Below are 15,580 nucleotides of genomic sequence, written 5' to 3' on the forward strand. Positions count from 1 at the left end.
GTGGTCACCCTTCGTGGACGTGGTCTGCTCCCCCGTACCCGTCGGCGAGGACGCCCTGAAGCCGGGCGAATCCCTCGGTGAAGGCATCGGGGTCGGACACTTCCTGCTGCCGGGGCGACGGAGCACGCCGAACGGCCTTGCGGGGCTGCCGCTTGGGCAGTCCGTGGACCGTGAGCGCCGCCGCGTCGCCAGGTTCCGCGACCGCGGGCGCCGACGCGGCCTCGTCGGCCGTCGGCGCCGCACCGGCGGCGGCCTCGGGCTGCGAGGGCGGCGCGGGCACCGGAGCCGGCACGGGGATCCGCGGGCGCGGCGGCACCTCGTCATGTGCCATGGTGGGCGCCGCCTCCCGGGGTCCTTCCGCGACAAGGTGCGCCGCGGGGATCAACAGGTCCGCCCGGACACCGCCCGCCGCGGACGGCGCCAGGCCGACGCGCAGCCCGTACGCGCGCATGAGCCGCCCGACCACCAGGAAGCCGAGCTTGCCGGGCTCGGCAAGACCCGTGACGTCCGTGGTCCCGGACGCCAACGCGTCCTCCGCTTCCCGGAGTTGCCGCGGGGTCATGCCGAGGCCCTGGTCCTCGACCGAGATGCGCATGCCGGCCGGCACCCGCTGGACGAACGTCGTGACGACCCCGCCCGAGTAGGCGGCGGCGTTGTCGAGCAGTTCGGTCAGCGCCACGATGACCGGCTCCACGACCAGCCCCTCCACGACCGCTTCACCGGTCTGCGCGAGATAGGGGTACTCGACCGTGTCGCTCTGCCTGATGCGGCCACGGGCGCTCTCCATGATCTCGGCGACGGTGCAGTCGGCGCGCTGGACACCCGGCCACGACTCGGTCAGGATCCGAAGCCGCTGCACGGTGTGCGTGGCCAGCGTGACACTGTGGTCGACTCGGGCGAGCGTCCGCGCCGCGGACCCGGCGCCGTGGCCGAACCCCCCGCCCGGATCGCCGTGGTCGTCGAACCCGTTGTCGATGTCGCGCTGCGCCCGGGTCAGGCTCGCCTGGATTTCTTCGGCGGCGACGCGTACGCCGGCGCGGGCGGAATCTTCCACCCGGCGGCGTACCGCGTCACCCGCGGCGCGGACCGCGTCCTCGGCGGCTTCCAAGTAGCCCGCCGCTTCGGAGCCTCCCAGGAGGTCGGGACGCCGCAGGCCCACCGCGATGGGCACCCGCACCCCCTGGAGTTCCTGGAGGACGGCGGGCAGACGCACCTCGACAAGGTGCTCCATCTCCGCCATCACGTGCTGGAGTTGCGACCAGTTCTCGGCTGCCTCCGCGTGGGCTTCCGCGATCCGGAGCCGGGCCTCGTCCCGCGTCGCGTCGCCCGCATGCGCGGCCTGCTCCGCTGCCCGGGCGACTGCCTGATCGGCCCGGGCGCGGGCCTGCTTGAGCCGCCGGTCGGCCCGGCGGCGGCCGGGGAGGTGGCACGCCCACGTCAGGCATGCCGCGACGCCGGCGCCGGAAGCGCCGAACACCAGGTGTACGTCATCGATCACGAGGATCCAGCCAATCGCCGCGCGAACGGGTGCCGAGGCTGCCCGACGTCCCGATATGCGGATTCACCGGGACTCCGGCAGGATTTCCGGTTCGCCTACAGGCCGACCGGGTGGAAGGCGAGCACGGTGCAGCCGTCCTTGGACTGGGGGAAGTGCACCGAGCCGGGAGTCCCGATGATGACGCTGCCGACACCGTATTCGGCCGTCCCGTCGCCGAACACGCCGTCGGTGACGATCAGGATCTCCGGCAGCCGGTGCGCGTCCTCTCCGAACGCGGCACCCGGCGCGAACGTCAACTCCATGATCACGGAGGGATCTTCGGGAGACTCCTGCTTGACCACCCGCGCAGTGATCTTGTCGTTGACCTGCATCTGGGCCGCCTCGGCGAGCGAGGTGACGGTGAATCCAGCCGGCATGGGCATCCTTTGATACGGCGCTGTCGCCCCGGGCGAGCCGAACCGGGAAACCGCGGTTCCGGCTGGGGCGTGCAGAACGCTATGCGCAGCATCGGGATGGCGACCACGGCCCTGGTGCACCATTTCCGGACACCCGAAGGGGCACTCGTGCACCATCGCGGCGCCGCGCGGGCACCTGGTGCAGCACGCGGTTCACGGGCGACAGCCACGGTGCACCACGGTGGGGGCTTGCCTTAACGGCGTCCGAAGGCGTGGTTAGGGGTTCCTTGGGGAGCGGGTCGGCGGGCCCGGCGGGCCGTAGCGTCGGGAACGCAAGCTCGTACGCGGCCCGGTCCCCCGGTCGCGTCGGGACGAATGCCGGGCCGTGTCACCGACGTTCGCCGGCCCGCAGGTGCGGGCGCGGCGAGGTGACACGTGCCGTTTCCGTCGGAAGGACGCATGGACACGTATCGATGGCCGACCGCGCCGGACGACAGCGATCGGTCGGACGAGGCGGCCCCTCCCGGTCGCCACCGCCGCACCACGGCGCGCAGCCCGCGCGGGCGGCATCGGGCCGAGCGCGGGCAACGGATCGGCGTCGCCCCGAGTGGTGTCGACGGCCCGCCTCACCGGCACCGCAAGGAACCGCCGCCGTACCAAGGGAAGGCGGGGCCGCTGGCGGTCGGTGTCGGGCTGGTTGCCGGGCTGGGGCTGGTCGCGGGTCTCGGGGTCGGCGGTCCGGACGGGCGGACCACGGGTGACACGGCGCAGGCGAACGCGGCGGCCGGACTCCCGTTCCCGGGGGCGGACGCGGCGGACACGCAGTCCCGGGCGATACCGGTCGGCGGCGGGTCCCGCGTCCCGCAGTCCCGCCCGAACGCCCCGAACGCCCCGAACGCCCCCGACGCCCCGGACACCCGGCGCACCGCCAAGCCGGACACCGCTCCCGCGCCCGGCAGTCCGCAAACCCCGGGGCAGCCGGCCGGGCAGCCGTCGACGCAGCCCGCCGGCACGGCGACCCCGCCGGCCGCGGCGCCCTCCGTCCCGGAGAAACCACCCGCGGCTCCCGCCACTCCCCCGGCGGCCACTCCCCCCGCGGTGAAGCCGGCTGCGACTCCCAAGCTCACGCCCGCCGCCACCCCGAAAACCACCGCGGCGAAGTCTCCAGGCACCACGTCGACCGCTTCGGCTTTCGCGCGGCGCGTCGTCGAGTTGGTCAACGTCGAACGCTCGAAGAACGGGTGCGCCCCGCTGACCGTCAACGCGAAGCTCACCGCCGCCGCGCAAGGCCACTCGGACGACATGGCCAAGCGCGGCTACTTCGACCACACCGCGCCGGACGGCTCCGACCCGGGGGACCGTATCGACGCGGCGGGCTATGCGGCGATGTCCTGGGCCGAGAACATCGCCCGCGGCCAGCAGACCCCCGAGGACGTCGTCAACGCCTGGATGGACAGCCCCGGCCACCGCGCCAACATCCTCCAGTGCCGCTACACCGAGATCGGCGTCGGCGTCACCACGGGCAGCGGCGGGCCGTGGTGGACGCAGAACTTCGGGTCGGCAAGCTGAGCCGGAAGGGAGCCCGCGGCCGGGCGGTTCGTCGTCCGGGTGGGTGTGCGGACGACGGACCCCGCCGCCGAGCCGCCCGCACGGACACGAGGGCGGCTCGGCGGCCAAAGTCCGCGTACGGCTGCGCACGACTGCGGATGCCCGCGAGCCGACGTGACGCAGGGCCGGGTCGCGGCCGGTGGATCTTCGGACCCCTCACGGTGTCCGGTGCCGTACATCGCAAGGCGCAGGCCCGCAGCTCGTACTCGGCCGTACGTGCAAGAGCCTGCAACGCCGCCGTGGGAGAGCCGCCCGGCCCGGATGCGGTGCGAGGGCGCGGCGCCGTGAGGGATCCGAAGATCCACCGGACACGGCCTGGGGCGGAGAGGAGGCGGCCGCGAAGGCCGCGGCGGTGCGGGACAAGGTCGCGGTCCCGCCAGCCGCCCTCATGTTCGCAGCCGTCCCCTGTCGCCGTTGACGCGCGCCCGCACGTCGTGCGCTTCCGCTGCGGCTGCTGCGCTCACCCGCCCGACCGCCCGGCCGTTCGGCGTTCCGGCGTTCCGACGTCGCCGAGCGGCGGCCGGTCTCCCAGGCAACGAGTCGCCTTCCTACCGCGCCCCCTCAGCCCGCACTCACCCCGCCCGCAGCACCCGCCACGGACGGCTGTCCGCCTCCGCCGGCGTCCCGTCGAGGATTGCCGCGGTGCGGGTGGCCGGGGACAGGGTCACCGTGGCCAGGCTGGCCCAGCGCAGGCCTGTCGGCTGCGTCGGGTCCGGGAGGCAGGTCACCGGGGGTTCGCCGGGGCCGGTGCGCAGGAGGGCCGGCAAGTCGGCGGCGGCGGAAGGGGGTTCGGTCGTCGCGAGGCGCGCGGCGACGAAGTCGCGGCGGTCGGTCGAGTCCGGCTGGTAGAGCCAGGTCTTCTCGCCGGCGGCCGGGTCCGGGGTGAGGAAGTGGTTGGTGCGCAGCAGGTAGCCGTCCGCGGCCGGGACGGGGAAGACGCCGACCGGGCTGAGATCGAGCAGGGCGGCGTCCGTCGTGTCGAAGAGGGCGAAGGAGCCGGAGGAGGCCACCGGAGCCGTCCGGACGATGTCGACCGCTTCGGCGACGCTGCCCGCTTCGGCGAGGACGATCGCGGCGAGGACGTGCATGGGGATGCCGCCGATGCCGTCGCGTTCGTGGCCGAGGATGTTGAAGTGGAGGGCGAGTCCGGCGTCGTTGATGCCGATCTTGCCGAGGATGCCGTCCTCGGTGAGGCCGACGAAGCTGCGGGGGCCGCCGTGCGATTCGAGGGTGTGCCAGTGGGCGGCGAGTTCGACGTGCCAGTCCCATGTCTGGACGCCGAAGGGCCCGTCTCCGCCGGTGCGCACGATGGTGGTGCATTCGCCGGGGGCGATCGTGGTGCTGCCCGCGAGGATTTCGGTGCGGGCGTTGAGCGCGGCGATCTGCCACACGTCGAGGCCCGCGCCGGCCGCGATGCCTTCGATTTCCGCGCGGGCGGCGGGTCGGAACGCGCCGACGGCGTCGAGGGCGCGGTTCGCGTCGGTGCGGATGCGGTCGGGGGTGAGTCCGCCGAGGGTGAAGAAGCGTTCGTAGACGGCGAACGCGGCGGGGATCGCGTCGCGGAGCCGGGCGCCGCGGGCGCGGCCGCGAGCGTGCGGGTCGGCGGCGTCGACGCGGACGTGGGTGCGTTCGGCGGGGCGCCGGCCGGCGAGGAAGGCGGCGTGGTCGGCGGCCGTACCCGCGGCGGCACCGTCGGGGAGGGTGGTCACGGGCGAGCGTCCTTCCGGGAGGGGGCGGTCCGCCGGATCTCGCCGCCGACGACGGTGGCGAGGACGGCGTTGCCGGGCTGCGCGTCGGGCGCCAGGTCGAGGGGGTTGGCGGCGAACACGGTGAGGTCGGCGAGGTAGCCGGGGGCGACGCGGCCGAGGGAGTCGGCGGCGCCGGCGGCGTGGGCCGCGGCGGCGGTCATGCCCGCGTAGGCCTCGCGGGCGGTGAGGGCTTGTCCGGGTTGGACGGGCTGGGTGTCGGGTTCTTCGACGGGGCGCCGGAGCTGGCAGTCGGCGAGGCCGACGCGGGGGTCGCCGGGGCCGATGGGCCAGTCGGAGCCGAGGACGACGGTGGCGCCGTGGTCGAGGAGGTCGCGGGTGCGCCAGCCGTGCGCGACGCGTTCGGGGCCGATGCGGCGGGACCAATTGTCGCTGCCGTCGGCGCGCGTGTGGCGGGTGCCGTGCACGGGCTGGAGACTGGCGACGACGTCGAGTTCGGCGAACCGGGGCAGGAGGTCGTCGGGGATCGACTCGATGTGCTCGATGCGGTGCGGGGCGGCGGCGACGGGGCCGATCCCGGCGATGACGTCGAGCGCGTGCCGGACGGCTTGGTCGCCGATGGCGTGGGTGGCGGTCGGGATGCCGCGTTCGGTGAAGAACCGCATGGCGGCACGGTACGCGTCGATGTCGCGCCACAGCGGTTCGCGGTTCTCGCCGTGGATGTCGGGGTGGTCGAACCAGGCGGTGCCGTTGTCGGCGGTGCCGTCGAGCATGAACTTGGCGCCTTCGACGTGCCAGCGGCGGCCGCCGCGGCCTTGCAGGTCGGCTACTTCCTGCCATACGTCGGGGCCGGAGTCGGCGGGCACCAGCGGGGAGCAGCGGATCCGCAGCGGCAGGTCGCCGAGTTCTTCGAGGTGCCGGTAGACGTCTTCGGACGGGTCGCCGAAGTCGAGGGCGTGCAGGCCGGTGAGGCCGCTGTCGGCGAGGATGTCGAGCTGGTCGCGGACGTACCCGGCGGCGGTCGGCACGGGTATCTCCGGGTAGTGCGGGAACACCAGGTCCATGGCCTGGAGTTCGACGACGTAGCCGGTGGGCCGGCCGTCCGCGTCGACCTCGATCGACGACGCGTCGGTGAAGGTTTCGGTGCCGGTGAGGCCGAGCTGGTCGACGACGGCGGGGCTGACGACGAGGGCGTGCGCGTCGCGGGTCATGAGGGAGATGGGGCGGCCCGGGAAGCGCGCGCCGAAGGCGTCGCCCGTCGGGTCGCCGTCGAAGACGTTCACGTCCAGGTCGTACCCGGTGATCCAGGCCCCGTCGGGCAGTCCGGCGGCGGCCTCGGCCAAGCGGTCGAGGACCTGGCCGAGGGTCGCGGCGCGGGACAGGTCGACGCCGCTGCCGATCGAGATGGACCCCCACACCGGGTGCGCGTGCACGTCGACGAGGCCCGGCAGGACGGTGGCGCCGGGGAATTCGTGGACGGCGGTGTCCGGGCCGCGCAGTGCCGCGACGGAGTCGCGGGTGCCGACGGCGACGATCCGCCCGTCGGCGATCGCGACGGCGTCGGCGGCCGGGCCGGGGACGGTGTCCGCGGGGTGTTCGACGTGGTGGGCGAGCACGATGGCGTCGGCGTACACGGGGGTTCCTTCGGTTCAGCGCGGTACAGGTTCAGCGCGGTACAGGTCGGCGGCGTGCCCGCGGAGACAGCGGCGGGCGCGGCAGGCTGCCGTGCCCGCCGGGCTCAGGTCCGTGGGATGGTGCGCAGGATGCGGGTGCCGGCCCAGTAGACGGCCGCGGCGGTGAGCATCCCGGACGGGATGGCGATGTCGACGTCGCCCATGGCGCCGGCGATCGGGCCGACCCAGAAGCTGGTGTTGACCCACATCGCCGAGACCACGCCGCCGACGACGAGAGCGGCCACTCCGGGCCAGTGGACGCCGCGGTGGTACCAGAACGGTCCGCCGCGTTCCTGCCCGAGGAGGTCCGTGCCGCGGTAGCGGTTGCGGCGCAGCAGCAGGTCGGTGACGGCGACGGCCATGGCCGGTCCGGTGACCGCGACGACGAGCTGCAGCATGGTGTTGACGCTGGTGAGGAAGTCGAAGACGAGGATCGCGTACAGCGTCATGGCGGTGCCGAGCACGCCGATGATGAGCACGGCGGGGATCCGGGCGAGGCGGACGCCGACGGACTGGATCGACAGGCTGGCGCTGTAGGCGGTCATGCCGTTGTTGGTCATCGTGTTGAGGACGACGGCGATGACGAAGATCGGGATGAACCAGCCGGGCAGGATGCTCTCCAGCGCGGCCTCGGGGTCGCTCATGTCGAGCGTGGTGGCGGCGAGGGCGCCGACGGTGGTGAAGACGACGCTGGGGAGGTACGCGCCGAACGCGGTCCAGCCGGCGATGGCGTACGGGCTGCTGCCGCGCGGCAGGTAGCGGGCCAGGTCGGGGCTGTTGCTGTAGGACAGCGGCGTCGACGCGATGATCGTGAAGCCGGTGCCGAGGGCGACCAGGAGCGCGGTGCCGTGGAGCTGCTCGGCGGGGGTGTAGGACCAGTCGGTGTGGTCGAGGACGTAGCCGGTCACCACGACGAACACGACCGTGAGGAGCACGCTGAGGGCGGTGTAGAGCCGCACGATCGTGGCGTAGCCGTAGATCGCGATGAGGATCGTGCCGCCCGCGATGGCGCAGATCACGGCGGCGTCGACGGCCGAGTTGTCGGGGAGCCCGTAGCGGCCCGCGAGGCCGATCCCGGCGACGGACGCGGCCGACCAGTTGAGGGCGAGGTACGCGGCGGCGATCAGCCAGCCGGTGAGCACGAGGACGACCTTGTTGCCGAGGACGCCGTACATCGCCCGGGAGATCACCGAGCCGCTGGTCCCGGCGACCGGGCCACTGGCGGCGACGATGCCGGTACAGATCCACAGCAGGTTGCCGGTGAGGATCACGCCGATCGCCTGCGGCAGCGTCAGGCCCATGAGGATCAGCGTCGCGCCGACGACGAAGCTCAGGTAGCTGACGTTCGGAGCCGCCCAGACCGCGAAGAGCTGCCGCGGCCGACCGCCGCGTTCGTCGTCGGGGACCTGGTCGATGCCGCGGGTCTCGACCTGGCCGGCGCGGTCGCCGCGTCCGCCGGGGTCGGTGTGGCCGTGCGGGGCCATGGGGTCGACGGGGCCCGTGGTGGAACCCGGTGCCGGGGTGCCGACGGGGCTGGTGGTCCGGCCGGTTCCCGCGGTGCCGTCCGGTCTTGCGGAGGATGCGGAGTTTGCTGTGGTCATCGGGGCCTCTCGGGTCCGCCGGGCTGCACCGCCACTATTGGTCGGATAGCCAACTGCTTAATGGCCACACATCCAATAGGGTGACCTCCATGACGTCAAGACCCCGGCCGGCCCGAACCCGCAAAGCCCCCGAGGAACGCCGCGCGGAGATCCTGCGGACGGCGGCCCGGATCGGGCTCGAAGAAGGCCTGGAACGCATCACGCTGCGGCGCGTCGCCGACGAGCTGGGCGTGCGCCCGGGCCTCGTCGGGCACTACTTCCCGGCCGCGGACCTGCTGGTCAGCGAGGCTTTCGCGGACGCCGCGGCCCGGGAGCGCGCGGCCCTGCTGCCCGCCGACGAGGAGTCCCTGCCGCCCGCCGACCGGCTCGCCCGCTACCTGGCCCGGCTCACCGACGGCGAGTACCTCGACCTGAGCCGGCTGTGGCTGAACGCACGTCACCTCAGCCGCTTCAAGGAGCACCTGCGCGCGGCGGTCGCCGCCGAGGAAGCGGTCAACCGCGCGGTGCTGACCGACCTGGTCGCCGAGGGCGTCCGGGCCGGCGAGTTCACCACCGACGACCCGGCGGGCGCCACCCTGCACATCCTCATCACCGTCGACGGCCTCGGCGCCTACGCCAACGACGACGGCCAGGTCGACCACCCGGTCCTCGACGACATGGCCCTGACCACCGCGGAACGCGTCCTCGGCCTGCCGAAGGGCACCCTCCGCGCCCGGAGCACGCGGCCCGCGGCGCCGTAACAGCCGCCGAGCGCGGGACTCCGACCGGTTCGCGCCGGGCCCTGCCGCGCGAGCCCCGGCGGTCCTACCCTCTGCGCAGGAGTTCCAGCCGACGAGGGCAGGAGACAAGTCCATGGGGCGCACACCGGAAGAGGAGAGCGCGGACCGGGTCAAGGCGGACGAAGCCAATGGGCAGCGACAGACCGCCGCCGACCAGGCAGCCAGCAACGCGCGCACGACGGCCGACGACAAGCAGGTCGCGGGCGACCTCGCGGTGGACGACGCGCGCCAGATCGTGCGCGACTCCGAACAGCGCGGGCTGCGCAACGCCGGTCCCGCGCCGGACGTCCGCAAGATCCTGCACAACGCGGCCACCGGGATGGCCACCATCGCCGGGGGCATCAAGACGGCCGTGCGCGGAGCCGCCGGCCGCGAAGCGGCCGTGCCCGCGGAAACCTCCGCGGCACGCGGCACGACGCGGCACGCCGAAACCCGGCAGGAGAACGTCGTCGTGCGCACCCCGGTGATCAACCCCGGCTTCGCGTAGGGCTGTTCCGGGCGGCGCGGCGGTCCGCACGGGCCGGGCGGGGCTCGTTCCCGCGGAACGGATCAGCTCGGGCGGCGGTGCGGCGAGGGTCGGTCCGCTACGCCGTCCGCGCCGTCCCGGGGTTTCCCGCGGGACCGCGTCGGCGACCCGTACGCCGGATCGTCGCACCCTCTCGTGCGACCCTGCGCACGCCCCTCGCGCCCCCGCGGTCCTCGCCCCGATTGCGTGACGATCCGCCAAAGCTCCCCACACGCCGGGTGATCGGCGTCAGGATGGAGTCATGGAATACGGGGATGCCGGGCATGCCGTGCCGGGTGGGGTGCGGCCGGTCGTGGTGCGGGTGCCGGTGGAACCGGTGGAGGCGGCGGCCGAGGCGGATGCCGCGGACGCCGCGCTGCGGAACGACAAACTCGTGGTCCGCGGACCGCTGTTCGGGATCGCCGCGCAGTCCCCCGCGGACGGTGCGGCGTGGCGGGTGATCTGCCCCGTCGTCGACGACTGCCCGCAACTCGCCCGCGACGGGCTGAACTCGCGCCTGTGGTTCCGTGCCAAGGACACCGACTGCGACCGGGAGATGCGGCAGTTGCTGCTGTCGGCGGTGGCGCGGTTGGAGACCGAGCGGGTCGACGACCTGACCGTGGGCGGCACCCGGTACCGGGTGATCCGTGCCGAGGAGTACGCGGTCGCCGACGGCAACGGCATCGAAGGCCCCCGCCCCACCGACCCGGAGCCGCTCGTCCCGGACTGGGACCGGGCCACCAACGACCCTCGCATCGACGACGGCCTCGTCCTGGACCCGTACGCCGCGGTCCCGCCGAGCCAGGCCCTGGAACGCCTCGCGCTCCGCGATCTGCACTACACCGGCGACCGGTTCCCCGACCACGTCCGCGCCGATTCCGAGCAGGCGCTGTTCAGCCACCCCGACGTCTTGTTGCTGCCCGCGACCTTCACCGTCGTCGAACAGCACGCCGGCGGCTGGACCCCGTCGAACGGCCCGCACGCCACCGCGCACGCCGCCCGCAAGTCGCTGCACTTCGCGCTCACCTGGTTCTGGCCGCGCAAAAACGGCCTGATCGCCTACGACGCCGACCCGCAGCTCGACGCCGAGACCTCCGACGCCCCCGAACTCGCCCCGTACGCCGAGGCCGCGGCCGCCTTGCGCGCCGGCGGCCCGCACGCGAACCGGCTGGAATTCGCCGGCGGAGTCCACCAGCTGTGCCGCACCCGGCGGCTCGTCCGGTGGGGCCCCGACGGGCCCGAAGGCCCGCGTCCGTCCGACGTCAACAGCCAGGACCCGGCGCAGCTCCATCCGCGCATGGACGAGGACGGCAACGTCCTCTCGGGGACAGTGACACCGGAGGGATGATTCCGGTCATCCAAGGTCCTCGGTGCCGGCCAGGTGCTCCACCAGGACACCCCACAGTTCCCGCGCCGCGCGCGGCGGCGGGGCGTCCTTGCGGTGCGCGACCGCGATGGCGCGGCGCATCGGCCGGCCCTCGAACGGGGTGACGCGCAGCCCGGACCGTGCCGCGACCATGCCCGGGACCACGGCGACGCCGAGGCCCGCGTGCACGAAGCCGAGGACGGCGTCCATCTCGCCGCCCTCCACGGTGAACGCCGGCTCGAAACCGGCCGCCCGGCACGCGGCGATCGTCATCTCGCGCAGGTCGTAGCCGCGGCGGAACATCACCAGCGGCAGCCCGCGCAGGTCGCCGACCCGGATGCCCGCGCGGCGCGTCGGCGGCGGTTCGGCCGGGGACGACACCACGACCAGGTCTTCCTGCAGCAGCTCGGTGGTGGTCAGGGCGGGCGCGCCCGGACCCAGCGGGGTGATGATCAGCGCCAGGTCCAGGCCGCCCGCGGCCAGCGTGCGGACCAGGTCCTGCGAGCCGCCTTCGTCGACGAACAGCTCGATGCCGGGAAACCGGTCGTGGTAGACGCGCAGCACATCCGGCACCAGGCTCGCGCACAGGCTCGGCGGCGCGCCGAGCCGCACCCGGCCGCGCCGCACCTGCGCCACTTCCAGGACCTCCCGGCGCGCGGTCTCGGCGTCCGCGAGGATCCGGCGGGCCACCGGAAGCAGTGCCTCCCCCGCGTCGGTCAGCGTGATGTTGCCGCGCGCCCGGTGGAACAGATCGGCGCCCAGTTCGTGCTCCAAGGCCCGGATCTGCTGGGACAGCGACGGCTGCGCGACGTTGAGCTCCTCGGCGGCGCGGGTGAAGTGCCGAAGCTCGGCCACGGTCGCGAAATAGCGGAGCTGCTGGATCTGCACGCCCGCCACCCTACCCCGCATCGATAGGAATCCCCTATCGAAAGGAGTTGATCCATGTCTTGGACGGATCGAAGGTCCCGGGCCTAACGTCCCAGACATGGCACTCGCGACCCGGACGGCGCGTTCCCCGTCCCTCATCGGCTTCCTGTGGCGTTCCACCGTCGGCAAGAAGGCGGTCATGGCCGCCACCGGGTTGATCATGCTCGGGTACCTGGTCGCGCACATGATCGGCAACCTCAAGATCTTCTTCGGCCCGGGCGAGTTCGACTCCTACGCGCACTGGCTGCGCACCATCGGCGAGCCGGTGCTGCACTACGAGTGGTTCCTGTGGATCCTCCGCGTCGTGCTGGTCGCCGCGGTGGTGCTGCACGGCGTGGCCGCGTACCAGCTCAGCCGCCGCGACCTCGCCGCCCGGCCGGACAAGTACCGGCGCACCCGGGCCCGCACCAGCTATGCGACCCGCACGATGCGCTGGGGCGGCGTGATCCTGCTGCTGTTCCTGATCTGGCACCTGCTCGACCTGACGACGCTCGACGCGAACCCGAACGCGCAGCACGGGCACCCGTACGCCAACATCGTCGCGTCGTTCGACCGCTGGTACGTCGCGCTGTTCTACATCGTCGCGATGCTCGCCCTCGGCCTGCACATCCGGCACGGCTTCTGGAGCGCCGCGCAGACCCTCGGCGCCAACTCGCCCCGCCGCGACCGCGTCCTCAAGGCGACCGCGAACGGCCTCGCCGCCCTGTTGACCCTCGGCTTCGTCGCCGTCCCGATCGGCGTCCTGACCGGAATCGTGAGTTGATCCGCATGCACCCCGCATCCGACTACACCGCTTACCGCACCGGCACCCCGATCGCCGACACGAAGGCCCCCGACGGTCCGATCGCCGAACGCTGGGACCGCCGCCGCTTCGACGCCAAGCTCGTCAACCCGGCCAACCGGCGCAAGCACACCGTGATCGTCGTCGGCACCGGGCTCGCGGGCGGCGCCGCGGGCGCCACGCTTGCCGAACAGGGCTACCACGTCGTCCAGTTCTGCTACCAGGACTCCCCGCGCCGGGCGCACTCGATCGCCGCCCAGGGCGGCATCAACGCGGCCAAGAACTACCGCAACGACGGCGACTCGGTGCACCGGCTGTTCTACGACACCGTCAAGGGCGGCGACTTCCGGGCCCGCGAGTCGAACGTGCACCGCCTCGCGCAGATCTCCGTCGAGATCATCGACCAGTGCGTGGCACAGGGCGTGCCGTTCGCCCGCGAGTACGGCGGCCTGCTCGACACCCGCTCGTTCGGCGGCGTGCAGGTGTCGCGGACGTTCTACGCCCGCGGCCAGACCGGCCAGCAACTGCTGCTCGGCGCCTACCAGGCGCTGTCCCGGCAGATCGACGCCGGCGCCGTGGAGATGCACCCGCGCACCGAGATGCTCGACCTGATCGTGGTGGACGGCCGGGCCCGCGGCATCGTCGCCCGCGACCTGGTCACCGGCCGCATCGACACCTACTTCGCCGACGCGGTGGTGCTGGCCAGCGGCGGCTACGGCAACGTCTTCTACCTGTCCACCAACGCCAAGAACTCCAACGCCACCGCGGTCTGGCGCGCCCACCGGCGCGGCGCGCTGTTCGCGAACCCGTGCTTCACGCAGATCCACCCGACGTGCATCCCGCGGTCCGGCGACCACCAGTCGAAGCTCACCCTGATGAGCGAGTCGCTGCGCAACGACGGCCGGATCTGGGTGCCGAAGGCGCACGGCGACACCCGCCCGCCCGCGGACATCCCCGAGGACGAGCGCGACTACTACTTGGAGCGGATCTACCCGGCGTTCGGCAACCTGGTCCCCCGCGACATCGCGTCGCGCGCCGCGAAGAACGTGTGCGACGAGGGCCGCGGCGTCGGCCCCGGCGGCCAGGGCGTCTACCTGGACTTCGCCGATGCGATCCGGCGGATGGGGCGGGACGCGGTGGAAGCCAAGTACGGGAACCTGTTCGAGATGTACGAGCGGATCACCGCCGAAGACCCCTACGAAGTGCCCATGCGCATCTACCCGGCGATCCACTACACGATGGGCGGCCTGTGGGTCGACTACGACCTGCAGACCACCGTGCCCGGCCTGTTCGCGATCGGCGAGGCGAACTTCTCCGACCACGGCGCGAACCGGCTCGGCGCCTCCGCCCTCATGCAAGGCCTCGCCGACGGCTACTTCGTCCTCCCCTCGACGATCAACGACTACCTCGCCCGGCACCCGCACGACGACGTCCCTGCCGACCACCCGGCCGCGGCCGACGCGGTCGCCGAGGTCACCGCGCGGCTGTCCCGGCTGCTGGCCGTCGACGGCGACCGCACCCCGGACTCCTTCCACCGCGAACTCGGCGAACTGCTCTGGGACGAATGCGGCATGGCCCGCACCGACGAAGGGCTCCGCAAGGCCCTCGACCGGATCCCGCAGCTGCGCGAGGAGTTCTGGCGCCGCCTCAAGGTGCCGGGCACCGGCGAGGAGCTCAACCAGTCGCTGGAGAAGGCGAACCGCATCGTCGACTACCTCGAACTCGCCGAACTGATCTGCCTGGACGCCTTGCACCGCGCCGAATCGTGCGGCGGGCATTTCCGCGAGGAAAGCCAGACCCCGGAAGGCGAGGCGGCCCGCCGCGACGACGCGTTCTCCTACGCGGCGGCCTGGGAGTTCACCGGCACCGGCACCCCGCCGGTGCTGCACAAGGAAGACCTGGTCTTCGAGTACGTCCACCCCACCCAGCGGAGCTACGCGTGAAGCTCACCCTGCGCATTTGGCGCCAGCACGACGCGGACACGGCAGGTGCCATGGCCACGTACGAAATCGACGGCATCAGCGAGGACATGTCGTTCCTGGAGATGCTCGACCAGCTCAACGAGGAACTGATCCTCGCGGGCGACGACCCGGTCGCGTTCGACCACGACTGCCGCGAGGGCATCTGCGGCGCGTGCGGCATGGTCATCAACGGGCAGGCGCACGGGCCGGAACGGACCACGGCTTGCCAGCTGCACATGCGGCACTTCTCCGACGGGGACACCATCGACGTCGAACCGTGGCGGGCGGCGGCGTTCCCGGTGGTGAGGGACCTGGTCGTGGACCGGTCGGCGTTCGACCGGGTGATCGGCGCGGGCGGCTACGTGTCGGTGCCGACCGGTGCCGCGCCCGAGGCGCACGCGACGCCGGTGCCGAAGGAGGCGGCGGACCTGGCGTTCGAACACGCCGCGTGCATCGGGTGCGGGGCTTGTGTGGCGGCGTGCCCGAACGGTTCGGCGATGCTGTTCACCGCGGCGAAGGTCGTGCACCTGAACGTGCTGCCGCAGGGGGCGCCGGAGCGTGAGTCGCGGGTGCTGGGGATGGTCGAGGCGATGGATGATCAGGGCTTCGGCGGCTGCACGAACACGGGCGAGTGCGCGACGGCATGCCCCAAGGGGATTCCGCTGACGGCGATCGCGGCGATGAACCGGGAGTATCTGCGGGCCTCGGTGAAGGGGAATCGGCGGCGGTAGCGGATCCGGTGGACGAACGGCCGGGCGGCCGGGGCGCTTGCGCGCCTCC

The 15,580-nt window shown here is 73.0% G+C and carries 13 protein-coding genes; 7 read left to right on the forward strand and 6 right to left on the reverse strand.

What is annotated here, in order from left to right; translation table 11 throughout:
• Nucleotides 1-4 precede the first annotated feature (4 nt).
• Complete coding sequence (locus tag ABEA93_RS32510) at nucleotides 5-1,498, reverse strand: ATP-binding protein (protein ID WP_345679471.1); 1,494 nt, start codon at nucleotides 1,496-1,498, stop codon at nucleotides 5-7.
• 95 nt (nucleotides 1,499-1,593) lie between these two features.
• Nucleotides 1,594-1,914: a cupin domain-containing protein gene (locus tag ABEA93_RS32515; protein ID WP_345679472.1), complete on the reverse strand. Its 321-nt coding sequence runs from the start codon at nucleotides 1,912-1,914 to the stop codon at nucleotides 1,594-1,596.
• Between the two features lie 438 nt (nucleotides 1,915-2,352).
• Between ABEA93_RS32515 and ABEA93_RS32520 the strand changes: the two genes are divergently transcribed.
• Nucleotides 2,353-3,462 carry a CAP domain-containing protein gene (locus ABEA93_RS32520; RefSeq protein WP_345679473.1) on the forward strand — a complete coding sequence of 370 codons (1,110 nt, stop codon included), beginning with the start codon at nucleotides 2,353-2,355 and terminating at the stop codon, nucleotides 3,460-3,462.
• Nucleotides 3,463-4,073: 611 nt separating this feature from the next.
• Here ABEA93_RS32520 and ABEA93_RS32525 read toward each other — a convergent pair.
• From ABEA93_RS32525 to ABEA93_RS32535, 3 genes are all read right to left on the reverse strand, one after another.
• Entirely contained in the window at nucleotides 4,074-5,210 is a 1,137-nt protein-coding gene (locus ABEA93_RS32525) for a C45 family autoproteolytic acyltransferase/hydrolase (protein ID WP_345679474.1), read from the reverse strand.
• On the reverse strand, nucleotides 5,207-6,841 hold the full coding sequence (locus tag ABEA93_RS32530; RefSeq protein ID WP_345679475.1) for an amidohydrolase: 1,635 nt from the start codon (nucleotides 6,839-6,841) through the stop codon (nucleotides 5,207-5,209). The genes ABEA93_RS32525 and ABEA93_RS32530 overlap by 4 nt, the downstream gene beginning before the upstream one ends.
• A 104-nt stretch (nucleotides 6,842-6,945) precedes the next feature.
• Nucleotides 6,946-8,481: a purine-cytosine permease family protein gene (locus tag ABEA93_RS32535; protein WP_345679476.1), complete on the reverse strand. Its 1,536-nt coding sequence runs from the start codon at nucleotides 8,479-8,481 to the stop codon at nucleotides 6,946-6,948.
• 89 nt (nucleotides 8,482-8,570) lie between these two features.
• Here ABEA93_RS32535 and ABEA93_RS32540 point away from each other — a divergent pair, with 89 nt between their 5' ends.
• The 3 genes from ABEA93_RS32540 to ABEA93_RS32550 all read left to right on the forward strand — a co-directional run bounded on the left by ABEA93_RS32540 (nucleotide 8,571) and on the right by ABEA93_RS32550 (nucleotide 11,113).
• A complete protein-coding gene (locus ABEA93_RS32540) occupies nucleotides 8,571-9,221 on the forward strand; it encodes a TetR-type transcription factor C-terminal domain-containing protein (RefSeq protein ID WP_345679477.1) in 651 nt (216 codons plus the stop codon).
• Nucleotides 9,222-9,333: 112 nt separating this feature from the next.
• Nucleotides 9,334-9,747 (forward strand): hypothetical protein, encoded by a 414-nt coding sequence (locus tag ABEA93_RS32545; protein WP_345679478.1) that lies wholly within the window; start codon nucleotides 9,334-9,336, stop codon nucleotides 9,745-9,747.
• A 280-nt stretch (nucleotides 9,748-10,027) separates the two neighbouring features.
• Nucleotides 10,028-11,113, forward strand: coding sequence for a DUF5954 family protein (locus tag ABEA93_RS32550; protein WP_345679479.1), 1,086 nt, complete (start codon nucleotides 10,028-10,030; stop codon nucleotides 11,111-11,113).
• A 6-nt stretch (nucleotides 11,114-11,119) separates the two neighbouring features.
• On the opposite strand, the gene ABEA93_RS32555 is transcribed toward ABEA93_RS32550, so the two are convergent.
• Complete coding sequence (locus ABEA93_RS32555) at nucleotides 11,120-12,019, reverse strand: LysR family transcriptional regulator (RefSeq protein WP_345679480.1); 900 nt, start codon at nucleotides 12,017-12,019, stop codon at nucleotides 11,120-11,122.
• A gap of 97 nt (nucleotides 12,020-12,116) precedes the next feature.
• Between ABEA93_RS32555 and ABEA93_RS32560 the strand changes: the two genes are divergently transcribed.
• Genes ABEA93_RS32560 through ABEA93_RS32570 form a run of 3 tightly spaced genes read left to right on the forward strand, consistent with a single transcriptional unit; the run spans nucleotide 12,117 to nucleotide 15,531 of the window.
• Nucleotides 12,117-12,821, forward strand: coding sequence for a succinate dehydrogenase cytochrome b subunit (locus ABEA93_RS32560; protein WP_345679481.1), 705 nt, complete (start codon nucleotides 12,117-12,119; stop codon nucleotides 12,819-12,821).
• A 5-nt stretch (nucleotides 12,822-12,826) separates the two neighbouring features.
• Entirely contained in the window at nucleotides 12,827-14,782 is a 1,956-nt protein-coding gene (locus ABEA93_RS32565) for a fumarate reductase/succinate dehydrogenase flavoprotein subunit (protein WP_345679482.1), read from the forward strand.
• On the forward strand, nucleotides 14,779-15,531 hold the full coding sequence (locus ABEA93_RS32570; RefSeq protein WP_345679483.1) for a succinate dehydrogenase/fumarate reductase iron-sulfur subunit: 753 nt from the start codon (nucleotides 14,779-14,781) through the stop codon (nucleotides 15,529-15,531). The genes ABEA93_RS32565 and ABEA93_RS32570 overlap by 4 nt, the downstream gene beginning before the upstream one ends.
• Nucleotides 15,532-15,580 lie beyond the last annotated feature (49 nt).

This window comes from Yinghuangia aomiensis, from assembly GCF_039542225.1.
Lineage (GTDB): Bacteria > Actinomycetota > Actinomycetes > Streptomycetales > Streptomycetaceae > Yinghuangia > Yinghuangia aomiensis.

Coding starts and splice junctions, on each gene's coding strand:
- ABEA93_RS32515 (WP_345679472.1), bottom strand. CDS start 1,914: ATGCCGGCTGGATTCACCGTCACCTCGCTCGCCGAGGCGGCCCAGATG.
- ABEA93_RS32540 (WP_345679477.1), top strand. CDS start 8,571: ATGACGTCAAGACCCCGGCCGGCCCGAACCCGCAAAGCCCCCGAGGAA.
- ABEA93_RS32545 (WP_345679478.1), top strand. CDS start 9,334: ATGGGGCGCACACCGGAAGAGGAGAGCGCGGACCGGGTCAAGGCGGAC.
- ABEA93_RS32535 (WP_345679476.1), bottom strand. CDS start 8,481: ATGACCACAGCAAACTCCGCATCCTCCGCAAGACCGGACGGCACCGCG.
- ABEA93_RS32560 (WP_345679481.1), top strand. CDS start 12,117: ATGGCACTCGCGACCCGGACGGCGCGTTCCCCGTCCCTCATCGGCTTC.
- ABEA93_RS32565 (WP_345679482.1), top strand. CDS start 12,827: ATGCACCCCGCATCCGACTACACCGCTTACCGCACCGGCACCCCGATC.
- ABEA93_RS32550 (WP_345679479.1), top strand. CDS start 10,028: ATGGAATACGGGGATGCCGGGCATGCCGTGCCGGGTGGGGTGCGGCCG.
- ABEA93_RS32520 (WP_345679473.1), top strand. CDS start 2,353: ATGGACACGTATCGATGGCCGACCGCGCCGGACGACAGCGATCGGTCG.